This is a genomic window from Methylobacterium sp. J-076 (genome assembly GCF_022829405.1).
In the GTDB taxonomy this organism is placed as follows: Bacteria; Pseudomonadota; Alphaproteobacteria; order Rhizobiales; family Beijerinckiaceae; genus Methylobacterium.
The window spans coordinates 1-13,018 of sequence record NZ_JAKSXW010000121.1 but is presented as its reverse complement, the minus strand read 5'-3'; the positions used below and the strand labels follow the sequence as shown (position 1 = coordinate 13,018).

Here is a 13,018-nt window from a genome sequence, read left to right as displayed (position 1 = left end):
CCCTCCAGTTACCGGCGCCTGCGGAGGTAGGCCTGCCGCTCGCCCTCCGCCCGCACCGACTCGGCCCTGATCCTCAGGAGGTCCCGCCGGGTCAGGATCCCCGCGAGGGCGCCGCTCGCCGGGTCCGTGACCACGAGGCGCCCGCTCCCGTCGGCCAGCATCACGTCCAGGGCGTGGGACACCACGTCGCCGGGATGGACGGCCGGAAGGGGTGCATCCGCGATTCGCTGGGACAGCGTATCCCCGGCGGTCCGGTCCTCCTCCGCCATCCAGAGCAGGATGTCCGCCCGCGACACGAGTCCCACCGGCCGGCGGGCCTCGTCCATGACGGGATAGGCGTCGTGGCGGCCCGCCTGCACCGCGGCGGCGGCCTCGGCCAGCGTCGAGCTCGCGGCCAGGGTCTCCACCTCCCGCGTCATCACCGCGCCGACGCGGGTGAACTCGTAGGCGTCGATCCCGTATTCGCGGGTGACGTGGTGGCCCCGCCGGGCGATCTTCTCGGTGAGGATCGAACGCTTCAGCAGGAGCACGCTGACCGCGTAGGCCGCCATCGTCGCGGCCAGGAGCGGTGCCAGCGCCCCCGCATCGCCCGTGACCTCCACCGCGAAGACGATGCCCGTCAGGGGTGCCGGCAGCGTGCCGCCGAGCATGGCCGCCATCCCGAGCAACGCCCAAAACCCGTGCGATCCGGGCAGCGCCAGACCCGCCAGGGAGCCGAAGGCGCCGCCGAGGATCAGGAGCGGCGCCAGGACACCGCCGGAGGTGCCCGAGGCGAGGGCCACCAGCCAGATCGCCGCCTTCACCGCCAGGATCGTCGCGACGGCGGCGGTGGCGAAATGGCCGTCGAGGAGCCCGCGGATCACGTCGTAGCCGACGCCCAGCGCCCGCGGCTCGATCAACCCGCCGAGGCCGACCACCACCGCGCCGAGGGCCGGCCACCACATCCAGTGGATCGGCAGACGGCGGAACGCGTCCTCCAGGCCGTACAGCAGGCGGGTGAGCAGGCCCGACAGCAGGCCGCAGGCGAGGCCGAGGCCGACGCAGGCGAGCAGCCCCCACCACGGCAGGGCCGGGTTGTCGGCGAAGGGGAACAACGGGCCGGTCTCGAACAGGAACGGGCGCCACGCCATCGCCGTGGCGGCGGCCACCGCCACCGGCACGAGGCTGCGGGGGCGCCACTCGAACAGGAGCACCTCCAGGGCCAGCAGCAAGGCCGCGACGGGCGTTCCGAAGATCGCCGTCATGCCCGCGGCGGCGCCCGAGACGAGCAGCGTCCGGCGCTCGATGGCGCTCAGCTGGAAGAACTGCGCGTAGAGGGAGCCGATGGCCCCGCCGGTGACGATGATCGGCCCCTCGGCGCCGAAGGGGCCGCCGCTGCCGATGGCGATGGCCGACGAGAGCGGCTTCAGCAGCGCCACCTTCGGCGACATGCGGCTCCCGCCGATCAGGATCGCCTCCATCGCCTCCGGGATGCCGTGCCCCCGGATCTTCTCCGAGCCGTAGCGCGCCATCACCCCGACGATCAGGGCGCCGATCACCGGGATGGCCACCATCCACGGCCCGCGCGGGGCGGCGGCGAGGGAGACGAGGGCCGTGTCGAACCGGCCGAACCATGCGAGGTTCGTGGCGAGGCCGATCAGCGCCAGCAGCACCCAGGCGGCTCCCACCGCCAGGGACCCCACGATCACCGCCATGCCCGTGAGCAGCAGGATGCGCCGGTCCACCGTGAAATCCGAGAGCGTGCAGCGCACCGGGCCCCGGCCGGTGGCATTCGCGGTCATGTCGTCCATTTCGACCTCCTGCCGCAGGAAATATATCGTGTTACGATATAATCCAGGGCCATCGGGCCGGGGGCAGCCATGAATGCGCAGCGGGACGAAGGGGGAGAGGGCCTGTCTGCGGCGCAGTACGCGTCGCTGGCGGCGTTCCGGTATCGCCTGCGACGGTTCCTGGCCTTCAGCGAGGCGGCGGCGGCGAAGGCGGGGTTGCCGACGCAGCAGCATCAGGCGCTGCTGACCCTGGCGGGCCATGCGGGCAGCCAGCCCGCCACGGTGGGTCTGCTCGCCGAGCAACTGTTGATCGCCCCGCACACGGCGGCGGAGCTGGTAGCGCGGATGGTGGAGGCGGGGCTGCTGACGAAGGCCCGGGGTGCCGGGGATCGCCGCCGCATCGAACTCGGTCTCACGCCCCGGGCCTCGGCGCTCCTGCACGACCTGACCGCAGCACACCTGCGCGAACTGCGCGATCTCGGGCCGGCCCTGGTGGAGGCCTTGGTGGCGGCCCTGGCCGGGGACGCCGAAAAAGCGACGCAATCGCCACCGACGAACCCTGGGTGAGGACACCGAACCCAACCACCACCGTATGGTGGCATTTCACCCGCGATGCCGTGGTCGCCGGCCTCGTGGCCGGAGCGGTTCTGGTCTCCTTCGTCGCCGCGGCCGACCCGTATGGGCTGCGCGCCGCGCCGGGCCATCCGCCGGGGCCGATCGTGGACAGCAACCAGCGCCTGTCCTACCCGGCCATCGCCCGGGGCGGGGCGTTCGACGCCGCGGTGTTCGGGACCTCGACGGCGCGGCTCCTCGACCCCGCCGCCCTCGATGCCGCCTTCGGCGCGCGTTTCGCCAACCTCGCGGTCAACGCGGCGACGCCCGACGAGCAATTGCGCCTCGCCGCGCTCTTCCTCGCCCGGCGGCCGGTGAAGGCCGTGCTGTTCGGCCTCGACGCGCCCTGGTGCGTGGCCCATCCGGCGGCCCGGACGGAGCACGCCTTCCCGGATTGGCTCTATGCCCCCGGGGCGCCCTTGGGGGTGCTGCGGCAGGTGAACCTGCGAGGCCTGACGGCGGCGGCGAACGCCGTGCGCGTGCGCTTCGGGTTCGGGTCGCCCCGCATCCGCGCGGACGGCTACGGCGTGTTCACGCCCCCGGAGGAGACCTACGACCTGGGCCGTGCCCGGGCGCATATCGCGGCCGGGACCGGCGATCCGGAGGCGCCCGCCGATCCGCCGGACGCGCCATTCCCCGCCCTCGACAGACTCGATGCGGCCCTGGCCGCGCTGCCGCCCGAGACGCGGAAGATCGTGGCCTTCATGCCGGTCCACGTCCGGGCGCAGGGGCGCCCCGGCACCGCGGCCGGCCTCCGCGAGGCGGCCTGCAAGGCGCGGGTGGCCGCCATCGGCGCGGACCGGAACACCCTGGTGGTCGATTTCCGCCGGCCGTCCTCCGTGACGACGCAGGACGCGAATTACTGGGACGCGCTGCACTACCGGCTTCCGGTGGCCGGCCGGATCGTCGCCGGCCTGGAGGGCGCGGCCGAGACCGGCGCCGACGCGCCGGACGGTTTCTACCGGGTCTTGGCCCGCTAGTGCCGCGGCGGTAAGCGAACGGGTTCGTTCACGGCCGTCATCGTCCCTCCGTCGTCATCGCGGGCGCAGCGAAGCGACGGAGGGATGCGAGAGGTGGCGGAGCGTCCCGTCGCTTCGGAATGCCTCTCCTTGCAGGCGATGAACCGCCCCTGTCGCGGGTCACCTCACTCACACCGTCGCCGCGCGCTCGGCCCGGGCCCAGCCCTCGCGGGTCTCGGCGCAATAGGCGGCGTAGCGCCCCTCGCGGATGGCGGCACGGGCGCCGGCCATGAGGTCCTGATAGTAGGCGAGGTTGTTCCAGGTCAGCAGCATCATCCCCAGGATCTCGTTCGAGCGGACGAGGTGGTGGAGATACGCGCGGGAATAGTCCTTGGCCGCCGGGCAGGTGGAGGCCTCGTCCAGGGGCTCCTTCACCTCGGCCCAGCGCGCGTTGCGCAGGTTCACCCGCCCGTGGCGGGTATAGGCGAGGCCGTGGCGGCCGGCGCGGGTCGGCATCACGCAGTCGAACATGTCGATCCCGCGGGCGACGGAGCCGAGGATGTCGTCCGGCGTGCCGACTCCCATCAGGTAGCGCGGCCTGTCCTGCGGCAGGTGCGGCTCGGTGGCCTCGATCATCGCGAACATGACCGCCTGCGGCTCGCCCACGGCGAGGCCGCCGATGGCGTAGCCCTTGAGGTCGAGGTCCACGAGGCCGCGGGCGCTCTCGGCCCGCAGGTCCGGCAGGTCTCCCCCCTGGACGATGCCGAACATCGCCTTGCCCGGCTGCTCGCCGAAGGCCACGCGGCAGCGCTCGGCCCAGCGCAGGGACAGGCGCATGGCCTTCTCGATCTCCGCCCGCTCGGCGGGCAGGCGCACGCACTCGTCGAGCTGCATCTGGATGTCCGAGCCGAGCAGGCCCTGGATCTCGATGGAGCGCTCGGGGCTCATGGCGTGGGCGGTGCCGTCGATATGCGAGCGGAACGTCACCCCGGCCTCGTCGATCTTCCGCAGGGCGGACAGGGACATGACCTGGAAGCCGCCGGAATCGGTGAGGATCGGCCCGCTCCACTGCATGAATTCGTGCAGCCCGCCGAGGCGGGCCATCCGCTCGGCACCGGGCCGGAGCATCAGGTGGTAGGTGTTGCCGAGCACCACGTCGGCGCCGAGGTCGCGGACCTGGCCGGCATACATCGCCTTCACCGTCGCCGCGGTGCCGACCGGCATGAAGGCCGGGGTGCGGATCGTACCGCGCGGCATGGCGATCTCGCCCGTGCGGGCCGCCCCGTCCTGCACGTGGAGGCTGAAGCCGAAGCGGGTGGCGGTCATGGGGTGTCTCCGGGTGCGGCCGGGAAGAGCAGGCTCGCATCGCCGTAGGAGTAGAAGCGGTAGCCCGCCGCGATGGCGTGGGCGTAGGCCGCGCGCATGGTGTCGAGGCCGGAGAAGGCCGAGACCAGCATGAAGAGTGTCGAGCGCGGCAGGTGGAAGTTCGTCACCAGGGCATCGACCGCCCGGAAACGGTAGCCCGGGGTGATGAAGATGTCGGTTGGGCCGGAGAACGGAGCGATCCGCCCGTCCTCCCCCGCCGCGCTCTCCAAGAGGCGCAGGGCGGTGGTCCCCACGGCGACGATCCGCCCGCCCGCCGCCCGGACCCGGTTGAGCGCCTCTGCGGTGGCGGCATCGAGATGGCCGATCTCGCTGTGCATGCGGTGGCCCGCGGTATCCTCCGCCTTGACCGGCAGGAAGGTGCCCGCCCCCACATGCAGGGTCAGGTGATGGCGGCCGATGCCGGCGGCGTCGATGGCGGCGAGGAGCCCGGTGGAGAAATGCAGCCCCGCGGTCGGCGCCGCCACGGCGCCGGGGTCGCGGGCATAGACCGTCTGGTAGTCGCTGGCATCCCGGGCGTCGGTCGCACGCTTGCCCGCGATATAGGGGGGGAGCGGCAACTCGCCCAGCGCGGCGATCCGCTCATCGAGCATGGGGCCCGACAACGCGAAGCGCAGGACGACCTCGCCCGCCTCGCCCTTCTCCACCACGCTCACCCGGAGATGGCCCGCCTCGCAGGGGGCGCCGTCGGAGGCGGTGCCGAAGGTGATGTCGTCCCCCGGCGACAGGCGTTTGGCCGGGCGGGCGAAGGCGCGCCACCGATCGGGGGCCTCGCGCAGGTGCAGCATCACCTCGGTGCGCTGCCCCGGCGCGCCGGGCCGCGTGCGCACCCCGCGCAGCCGGGCGGGGATCACGCGGGTGTCGTTGAAGACGAGGGCGTCGCCTCGCCGCAGCAGGCCCGGCAGATCGCGGATCGCCCGGTCGGCCGGGGCCTCGCGGGGAGCGACCACAAGCAGGCGTGCGGCGTCGCGGGGTTCGGCGGGCCGGAGGGCGATGCTCGCGTCGGGCAAGTCGAAATCGAAGAGGTCCACGCGCATCGGCGGGTGCGTGCACCGAACGCGGCGACGTTTCAACCGGCGCCGGAGCCGACGCAAAAAGAAACCCGCCGCGGCGAAGCCGGACGGGTCTCGATCGACTGGGCTGACGTGACGCTCAGCAGTCCTTGTCGGACATGTTGGTGGTCGACTTGGCGGCGGCAGCATTGTTCATGGCGCCGACGGTGCCGGGGGACGCGGGCTGGTTGCCGCCGGCCATGTTCTTGGCGGCCGGATCGGTGCCGTCCTTGCTGGTCGTTCCGCCGGTGCTGGTCTGGGCCTGGGTCGCGCCCGCGTTGTTCATGGCGCCGACGGTGCCCGGCGAGGCCGGCTGGTTGCCGCCCGCGAGATTCGCGCTCGACTTGTCCATGTCCGAGCTCTTCGGGTTGGACGCCTGCTTGTCCGGGGACTTCGGCATCGCCGTGCCGGTGTTGCACGGGGCGGCGAAAGCCGAGCCGGCAGTCATGACGAGGATGGCGGCGGTCGCGAGGACACGGTTAGCCTGCATAAGACGTTCTCCCGAGATTGTTATCTGCTCAGTAATGACCAACTTTGCCTGAAGTTCCGGGACATTTTGCCAACCGGTCCGCGCCAGAGGGGGAACTCGTCCTCCTCCTTGCCGTGGCAGGGCCAAACGGGTACGGATTTGACGCCGCGGATGGCCGTCGGGGTGTGGCGCAGTCTGGTAGCGCACCTGGTTTGGGACCAGGGGGTCGTAGGTTCGAATCCTATCGCCCCGACCATCCTCCGCAGCGCACAGTGCCAGGAGCCATCAGACCCCCATGCCGAGCGCCCGCATCTACCGCCCGACCAAGGATGCGTCCCAATCGGGCCTCGCCCGGACCAAGCAATGGGTCTTGGTGTTCGACCAGACGAGCCCGCGCGAGACCGATCCGCTGATGGGCTGGTACGGCTCGAAGGACATGATGCAGCAGGTGCGCCTGGAATTCGACACGCGGGAGGAGGCTGTCGCCTACGCCCAGCGCGAAGGCATCACCTACCGGGTCGAGGAGCCGGGCAAGGATACGGCGCGCAAGGGCCTGTCCTATTCGGACAACTTCAAGTTCAACCGCACGGCGCCCTGGACCCACTAGGAGAGCGGCCCCCTCCGCACCCCGCCCGGGCGGGCGCGCTCGGCGGGGCTGCACCTCCGGATGACGCACCCCGCCCGAGCGGGCTGGAGCGCATCAAAGCGGTTCAGCCGATTGCCGGTCGAACGCTCCGGGCGGCCTGCACCCTGGCCGACGCCATGCGCGAGGCCTCGTGGTCCTGGCCAGCGGCCGCTCTCAAACGCTGCCCATTATCGGATCGCCGAGGGGGGGAGCGGGTCTCCTTCAGCCCTTGCCGTCCTTCGGCCCGCCCCGTTTGGCCTCCCTCCGGCAGCGGTCGGAGCAGTAGCGGACCTCGTCCCAGACACGCTCCCACTTCTTCCGCCACGCGAACGGAAGGCCGCATTGGGCGCAGATCTTGGTGGGGAGGTCGCCCTTTCGGCGCATCGGCGGCATCAGGCGCGGGCTTTCTTCTTCGCTCGATCGTCCAGGAGCAGGCCGAGGCCGAGCATCAGCGCGAGCCCCGACAGGTTCACCACCGCCTGGAGCCACCAGAGCGGTTCGAACGTCCGGTACAGGATGCGCCCGAACAGAGCGGCGAGGCAGCCCACCGCGAAGATCTCCAGCGAATGCTTCCCGCAGGCCTCGGCCGCCCGCAGGAAGGGCCGCCGCGACAACGCCAGGAGGGTGGGCGTACTGAACAGCAGGTAGGCCAGGGCGAGGATGTTGACGAGGCGGAGCGGCGCCACATGCCCCTTGTCGGGGGGCTCCATCGCCAGGGGGCGCAGGTCGTGCAGGCCCCACTCGCCCCACGAACCGCCCTGGAAGAACGAGAAGGCGAGGTAGGCGGCGGCGAGGGCCGTCAACACGGGATAGCGCGGCAGGAAGCCGTTCCCGCCCCGCACCGCCACAGCGAGGGCGGCGCCGATCACGAACAGGAACTGCCACGAGAACGGGTTGAAGTACCACCCGTCATCGACGGCGGCCGCGTTCGGAAGGTTGAACTGGTGATCGACGTTGGAGGCGAGCCAGAACGTCCCCGACAGGGCCAGCGTGCCCCAGACACCGCGCGTCAGCCCGATATACACGAGGGGGAACGCCGCCAGCAGGATGATGTAGAGCGGCAGGATGTCGAGGTAGTTCGGCAGGGCGTTGAGGGAGAGGCCGCGCATCATCCCCTGCCACAGCCCCATCTCGAGGAGCGGCCTCACCCCGAATCGCGGGACGAGGCCGGTCATGTCCATCCAGGCCCGCACGATCAGAAGCGTGGCGACGAGCAGTCCGGCCTGGAACAGATAGATCCGCAGGCAGCGCCGGGCGATCCGGGCCAGGGTCGTGCCGATGCCGGCCCGCCGGAACAGCCCGCCATAGGCGACCATGGACGAGTAGCCCGCCAGCAGCACGAAGATCTCGGCGGCGTCGGAGAACCCGAAATTGTGCAGGGTGAAGAAGGCCGGCGCGTTGCGGGGGATGTGATCGATGAAGATCATCAACAGCGCGAGCCCCCGCAGCACATCGACCCGGGGATCGCGCCCGCGGGGCGCGTCCGCGGGGGCGCCGACGGCGCCGTGAGGGGCGGGCCTCTCCATCGCTCAGCGCGTCAGGGCGATGCTGGACAGCCAGAGCCGGTACAGGCGCGGCCAGAGGGCGACGGAGGTGTCGGACCGGCCGATGCCGAAGCCGTGGCCCCCGACGGCGAAGCGGTGATACTCCACCGGCACCTGCGCCGCCCGGCAGGCGGTGTCGAGGATCCGGCTGTGCTCGGGGCCGATCACCGGGTCGTCGTCCGTCTGGACGAGGAAGATCGGCGGGCAGCCGCCCCGCACGTAGGTCTGGAGCGACCACGCCGCGCTGTCGGCCGGGCTCGGCGCCTCGCCCACGAGGGAGCGGCGGCTGGTGGTCCGGTCGTAGGGCGGCTCGAGGGACACGACCGGGTAGATGAGGCTCGCGAAGTCCGGCCGCGCCGACCCCTCGTCCGCGGCATCGACCGGGGCGTAGGAGCGGAAGGCGGACCGGGAGGCCGCCATCCCGCACAGATGCCCACCGGCCGAGAAGCCCATGACGCCGATCCGGGCCGGATCGATCCCGAACCGCTCCGCCTGGGCGCGGATCAGGCGCAGGCCCCGTTGGACGTCCTGGAGGGCGACGGCCGGGCCGTCGTTCCAGCCCTCTTGCGGCAGGCGGTAGGTCAGGACGAAGGCGGTGATGCCCTGCGCCGCCAGCCAGTAGGCGGCCGGGTAGGCCTCCTTGACGAGGCCGATGCGGGCATAGCCACCACCGCCCGCCACCAGGACCGCGATGCCCGTCGGCCGCTCGGGGAGGAAGGCTTCGAGGACCGGCGTGGCGATGTTGCTCACCGCGCCGCTGTCGTCCCTGCGCAGCGGCCCCATCGGCCCGCCCCCGCCGGGGGGGATGCCGGGCCAGAGGGGGATTCGCTCCGGCGCCCCGATGGCGCGCGCCGGGGAAACGGCCATTGCGGCGGCGAGGGTGAGGAGGAGCGAGCGGCGATCCGGCATCCGGTTGTCCCGTGGCCACCGCGTCGCGCCGCCACCGCAGCCAAGCAAGATCGCCGGGACGATTCGGTTCCCTGCCCCGGCGGCGCACCGCCGGGGAGGACGGAGCCTTACCGCGAGAAGCGCTTGTACTTGAGCTTCTTGGGCATGATCGAATCCGCGCCGAGGCGGTGCATCTTGTCCGCCTCATAGTCGGAGAAGTTGCCCTCGAACCACTCCACGTGGCTGTCGCCCTCGAAGGCGAGGATGTGGGTGGCGATGCGGTTCAGGAACCAGCGATCGTGGCTGATGATCACCGCGCAGCCCGCGTAATCCTCCAGGCCCTCTTCCAGCGCCCGCAGGGTCTCCATGTCGAGGTCGTTGGTCGGCTCGTCGAGGAGCAGGACGTTGCCGCCCTTGCGCAGGGTCGCGGCGAGGTGGACGCGGTTGCGCTCACCGCCCGACAGGGTGCCGACCTTCTTCTGCTGGTCCGGGCCCTTGAAGGCGAAGGCGGCGCAGTAGGCGCGGGAATTGATCTCGCGCTTGTTGAAATACAGGATGTCGTTGCCGCCGGAGATCTCCTGCCAGACCGTCGAGTTCGGATCGAGGGCATCGCGGGACTGATCGACGTAGCCGAGGTGCACGCTCTCGCCGACCTTGATCTTCCCGTCGTCGGGCGATTCCTGGCCGGTGATCATCTTGAACAGGGTGGTTTTGCCGGCGCCGTTGGGGCCGATCACCCCGACGATCCCGCCCGGCGGCAGCTTGAACGACAGGTTCTCGATCAGCAGCCGGTCGCCGAATGCCTTGGACAGTTGGTCGAACTCGATGACGTTCTGGCCGAGCCGCTCGGTGATCGGGATGACGATCTGGGCGGTCGCATCCATCTTCTGCTGCTGCTTCGCCACGAGTTCCTCGTAGCGGGTGATGCGGGCCTTGGACTTGGTCTGGCGGGCCTTCGGCGAGGCCGAGATCCACTCCTGCTCGCGGGCGATGGAGCGCTGGCGGGCCATGTCCTCGCGGCCCTCCTGCTCCAGGCGCTTCTGCTTCTGCACCAGCCAGGAGGAGTAGTTGCCCTCGTAGGGGATGCCCTTGCCGCGGTCGAGCTCCAGGATCCAGCTCGTCACGTTGTCGAGGAAGTAGCGGTCGTGGGTCACGATCAGGATGGCGCCGGGATACTGGCGCAGGTGGTTCTCGAGCCAGTTCACCGTCTCGGCGTCGAGGTGGTTGGTCGGCTCGTCGAGGAGGAGCAGTTCCGGCTCCCACAGGAGGAGGCGGCACAAAGCGATGCGGCGGCGCTCACCGCCCGAAAGGGTGGCCACCGGCTGCTCGTCGCTCGGGCAGCCCAGGGCCTCCATCGCCTGATCGACCTTCGAATCGAGCTCCCACAGGCCGAGCGCCTCGATCCTGTCCTGAAGCTCGGTCATCTCGTCGGCGGTTTCCTCCGAGTAGTTCATGGCGAGCTCGTTGTAGCGGTCGAGCATGCCCTGCTTCTCGGCGACGCCCTCCATCACGTTCTCGCGGACGGACTTGTCCGGATCGAGGTGAGGCTCCTGGGGCAGGTAGCCGACGCGCGCGCCCTGCGCGACCCAGCCGTCGCCGGTATAGTCCGTGTCGATCCCGGCCATGATCTTCAGCAGCGTCGACTTGCCGGCGCCGTTGATGCCCAGCACACCGATCTTGGCGTCCGGGTAGAAGGACAGGTTGACGTTATCGAGAACCTTCTTGCCACCGGTATAGGCCTTGGTCAGGCCTTTCATGTGGTAGATGAAGTCGCGGGCCATCGCGGATCGTCCTCGGTCTTGGAAGGGAGAATCGCGGCGTGCGGCGGCGGGCGTCATGGCCGGCACTGTCGCGCGAGTCTGGATGTGTCGTATGATCCGTCCCGACTATCAGGCTGGCCGGAGAGCGGCAAGGATCGGGCCGCCCCCCCCTCCGTCAGGCGAAGGGGTTCGCGACCCGGCGGGGCGGGTCGTCGGGGGCCTGCGCGACCGCCTCGGGCAGGTCGGCTTCCTCCAGCGCCCGGACGATCGCCTCGCAGGTCTCCCGCAGCAGGCGCGCCTGCGCGAGCCCGGCCTTGTCGCGGGTGATGTCGAGCGAGCCGTGCACGGCGATCCGGCCGGTGCCGTTCTCCACGGACAGGCCGCCGATGGTGCGCGCCGCGGCATCGTCCGCGAAGGGCGCGAACCGGTCGGTGGGAGTGGGGGCCGCCTTCGTCATGGTCGCCTCAGAAGATCCCGCGGAGGAACTCGCGGACGGCCTTCCTGACCGCCCGCATCATCTCCCGAACGAGCCGGTCGCGCCAGCCCTCGTCCTGGCGCGTCCCGGGGCGCGCGGTGTCTGCGCTGCGCGAGAAGGCGTGCGGGTCCGGAAGCGTCATCGCCGTCGCCTTGGCCGCGGGGGGCAGGCCGGGGAACACGTCGATGCCCGCGGCGGCACGGAGGGCGTCGAGGGAGAGGCCCTGCCATTCCTGGCCCGCTTCGTTGGCGACGAGGTAGGCGCCCGCCTCCCCCGTGGCCGGGTCGTAGAGGGCCTTGTAGAGCTGCGTCGGCACGAGGACCCCGGAGCCGATCTCCCGCACGGACCCGCCCGAGAAGATCACCCCCGTCACCACGAAGATCGACCCGCGCCGGGTGGCGAGGCGGCGCACGCTCTCTTCAATGTCGCTCCACAGGCCCCGGTTCACGGACCTGTCCTGCGGGACGACGTTGGCGAGGGTGAAGGATTGCGCCTGCGCCGTCTCCGTCGGCATGTCGCCCGCGGGCGAGAGGTGGCCCCGGTCGTATCCGCTGCGGACGTAATCCTCCAGGCGGGCGCGGTCCTCAACGGGCAGGCGCGGCTCCTCGTGGAACGCGTCGTCCCGGGCGACGGTGCGCGCCGCCGCGACGCTGGCGCGGGTCAGGTGCTCGGCGGAATAGAGCGGCGTGCGGGTCACGCCGGAATGGAGCACCGCGAAGGCCTCGAAGCACAGGGCCTGCGTCCGCATGGCGAGCTTCGCGTTCACCACCACGGGCACTTGGCCCTCCGCGAACAGGCCGGGGCAGGTCTCCGCCGCCGCCGGGGCCGTTCCGAGCCCAGCGAGGGCGGCGACGAGGGCGAGGGGGCGCGTGGCCCTCACCAGCACGCCCGGACGTGCCGGGTCCCCTCCGGGGTCGGCCGGTCCCGCCGGGCGCAGGGGCGGCCGAGGCTCGTGCTGAAGGGTCGCACGTCGCGGTCGGGTCCCCCCGGCACCGTGCGGGCAGGGCAAAGTCCGAGGAAGTTGCACGGAAAGTCCAGGTTGCCGTCCACCGGTCGGGGATCGGCCGAAGCTGGGCTGCAGTATGGAGCCGCCGAGATCAGCAGGATTATGCACAAACGAGCGACGCTCAACGGAAGACCTCATGTGGCGGCGAGGGCACGAGACAGGAAAAAAGCGTCTTCCTGTTATTGATCGAAGGGCCGATCGTTCGTAACTGGAAATATCGTGATAGCGGCGGCATCCGGGATCTCATACGGTCGCGCCCCGCTCAAGGCCCGCGCGGTGTCCGGTCTGGATCGACGCGGCGGGCGGCACAATCGAATTAAAGCGAGTGCGAGCATTGCCGATCACCCCTGAGCAATCAGCGTTGCTGGACCGTGTGGACGAGCCGTCCGATCTTCGGAAGGTGCCGGAGGCGGAGCTGCAGAGCGTGGCGGACGCGGTGCGGGCGGAGATGATCGACGCGGTGTCGATCACCGGCG

Annotated in this window: 14 protein-coding genes and 1 tRNA gene; 5 read left to right on the top strand and 10 right to left on the bottom strand. The window is 71.0% G+C overall.

The annotated features are described in order from the left end of the window. Positions 1–8: 8 nt before the first annotated feature. The gene (locus MKK53_RS12430) at positions 9–1,790 is read right to left on the bottom strand and encodes a chloride channel protein (RefSeq protein WP_243929016.1); all 1,782 of its coding nucleotides are present in this window, start codon (positions 1,788–1,790) and stop codon (positions 9–11) included. Positions 1,791–1,859: 69 nt separating this feature from the next. Between MKK53_RS12430 and MKK53_RS12425 the strand changes: the two genes are divergently transcribed. Beyond that, the gene (locus MKK53_RS12425; protein ID WP_243929015.1) at positions 1,860–2,336 is read left to right on the top strand and encodes a MarR family winged helix-turn-helix transcriptional regulator; all 477 of its coding nucleotides are present in this window, start codon (positions 1,860–1,862) and stop codon (positions 2,334–2,336) included. Further along, entirely contained in the window at positions 2,333–3,361 is a 1,029-nt protein-coding gene (locus tag MKK53_RS12420) for a hypothetical protein (protein ID WP_243929014.1), read from the top strand. Before MKK53_RS12425 ends, MKK53_RS12420 begins: the two co-directional genes overlap by 4 nt. Before the next feature lie 168 nt (positions 3,362–3,529). Here the strand turns inward: MKK53_RS12420 and tgt are convergent, their stop codons facing one another. From tgt to MKK53_RS12405, 3 genes are all read right to left on the bottom strand, one after another. Next, the gene (gene tgt / locus MKK53_RS12415; RefSeq protein ID WP_243929013.1) at positions 3,530–4,666 is read right to left on the bottom strand and encodes a tRNA guanosine(34) transglycosylase Tgt; all 1,137 of its coding nucleotides are present in this window, start codon (positions 4,664–4,666) and stop codon (positions 3,530–3,532) included. Continuing rightward, complete coding sequence (gene queA, locus MKK53_RS12410) at positions 4,663–5,760, bottom strand: tRNA preQ1(34) S-adenosylmethionine ribosyltransferase-isomerase QueA (protein WP_243929012.1); 1,098 nt, start codon at positions 5,758–5,760, stop codon at positions 4,663–4,665. The genes tgt and queA overlap by 4 nt, the downstream gene beginning before the upstream one ends. Before the next feature lie 115 nt (positions 5,761–5,875). After that, on the bottom strand, positions 5,876–6,265 hold the full coding sequence (locus tag MKK53_RS12405; RefSeq protein WP_243929011.1) for an exopolysaccharide production protein YjbE: 390 nt from the start codon (positions 6,263–6,265) through the stop codon (positions 5,876–5,878). Positions 6,266–6,423: 158 nt separating this feature from the next. On the opposite strand from MKK53_RS12405, the gene MKK53_RS12400 reads away from it, so the two are divergent. Further along, positions 6,424–6,500 (top strand) — tRNA-Pro (locus MKK53_RS12400). 39 nt (positions 6,501–6,539) lie between these two features. Then, positions 6,540–6,851 carry an ETC complex I subunit gene (locus tag MKK53_RS12395; RefSeq protein ID WP_243929010.1) on the top strand — a complete coding sequence of 104 codons (312 nt, stop codon included), beginning with the start codon at positions 6,540–6,542 and terminating at the stop codon, positions 6,849–6,851. 240 nt (positions 6,852–7,091) lie between these two features. On the opposite strand, the gene MKK53_RS12390 is transcribed toward MKK53_RS12395, so the two are convergent. The 6 genes from MKK53_RS12390 to MKK53_RS12365 form a co-directional block, all read right to left on the bottom strand. Continuing rightward, complete coding sequence (locus MKK53_RS12390; protein WP_243929009.1) at positions 7,092–7,262, bottom strand: DUF2256 domain-containing protein; 171 nt, start codon at positions 7,260–7,262, stop codon at positions 7,092–7,094. Beyond that, positions 7,262–8,395 (bottom strand): OpgC family protein, encoded by a 1,134-nt coding sequence (locus tag MKK53_RS12385; protein WP_243929008.1) that lies wholly within the window; start codon positions 8,393–8,395, stop codon positions 7,262–7,264. The genes MKK53_RS12390 and MKK53_RS12385 overlap by 1 nt, the downstream gene beginning before the upstream one ends. Before the next feature lie 3 nt (positions 8,396–8,398). Further along, a complete protein-coding gene (locus MKK53_RS12380; RefSeq protein WP_243929007.1) occupies positions 8,399–9,322 on the bottom strand; it encodes an alpha/beta hydrolase in 924 nt (307 codons plus the stop codon). A gap of 107 nt (positions 9,323–9,429) precedes the next feature. Then, positions 9,430–11,082, bottom strand: coding sequence for an energy-dependent translational throttle protein EttA (gene ettA, locus MKK53_RS12375; protein WP_243929006.1), 1,653 nt, complete (start codon positions 11,080–11,082; stop codon positions 9,430–9,432). Positions 11,083–11,236: 154 nt separating this feature from the next. Then, positions 11,237–11,518: a hypothetical protein gene (locus tag MKK53_RS12370; RefSeq protein WP_243929005.1), complete on the bottom strand. Its 282-nt coding sequence runs from the start codon at positions 11,516–11,518 to the stop codon at positions 11,237–11,239. Positions 11,519–11,525: 7 nt separating this feature from the next. After that, positions 11,526–12,422: a DNA/RNA non-specific endonuclease gene (locus tag MKK53_RS12365; RefSeq protein WP_409564319.1), complete on the bottom strand. Its 897-nt coding sequence runs from the start codon at positions 12,420–12,422 to the stop codon at positions 11,526–11,528. 454 nt (positions 12,423–12,876) lie between these two features. Here MKK53_RS12365 and MKK53_RS25425 point away from each other — a divergent pair. Then, the coding region (locus MKK53_RS25425) for a 1-deoxy-D-xylulose-5-phosphate synthase N-terminal domain-containing protein (RefSeq protein ID WP_279598997.1) at positions 12,877–13,018 on the top strand (142 nt) is incomplete at its 3' end.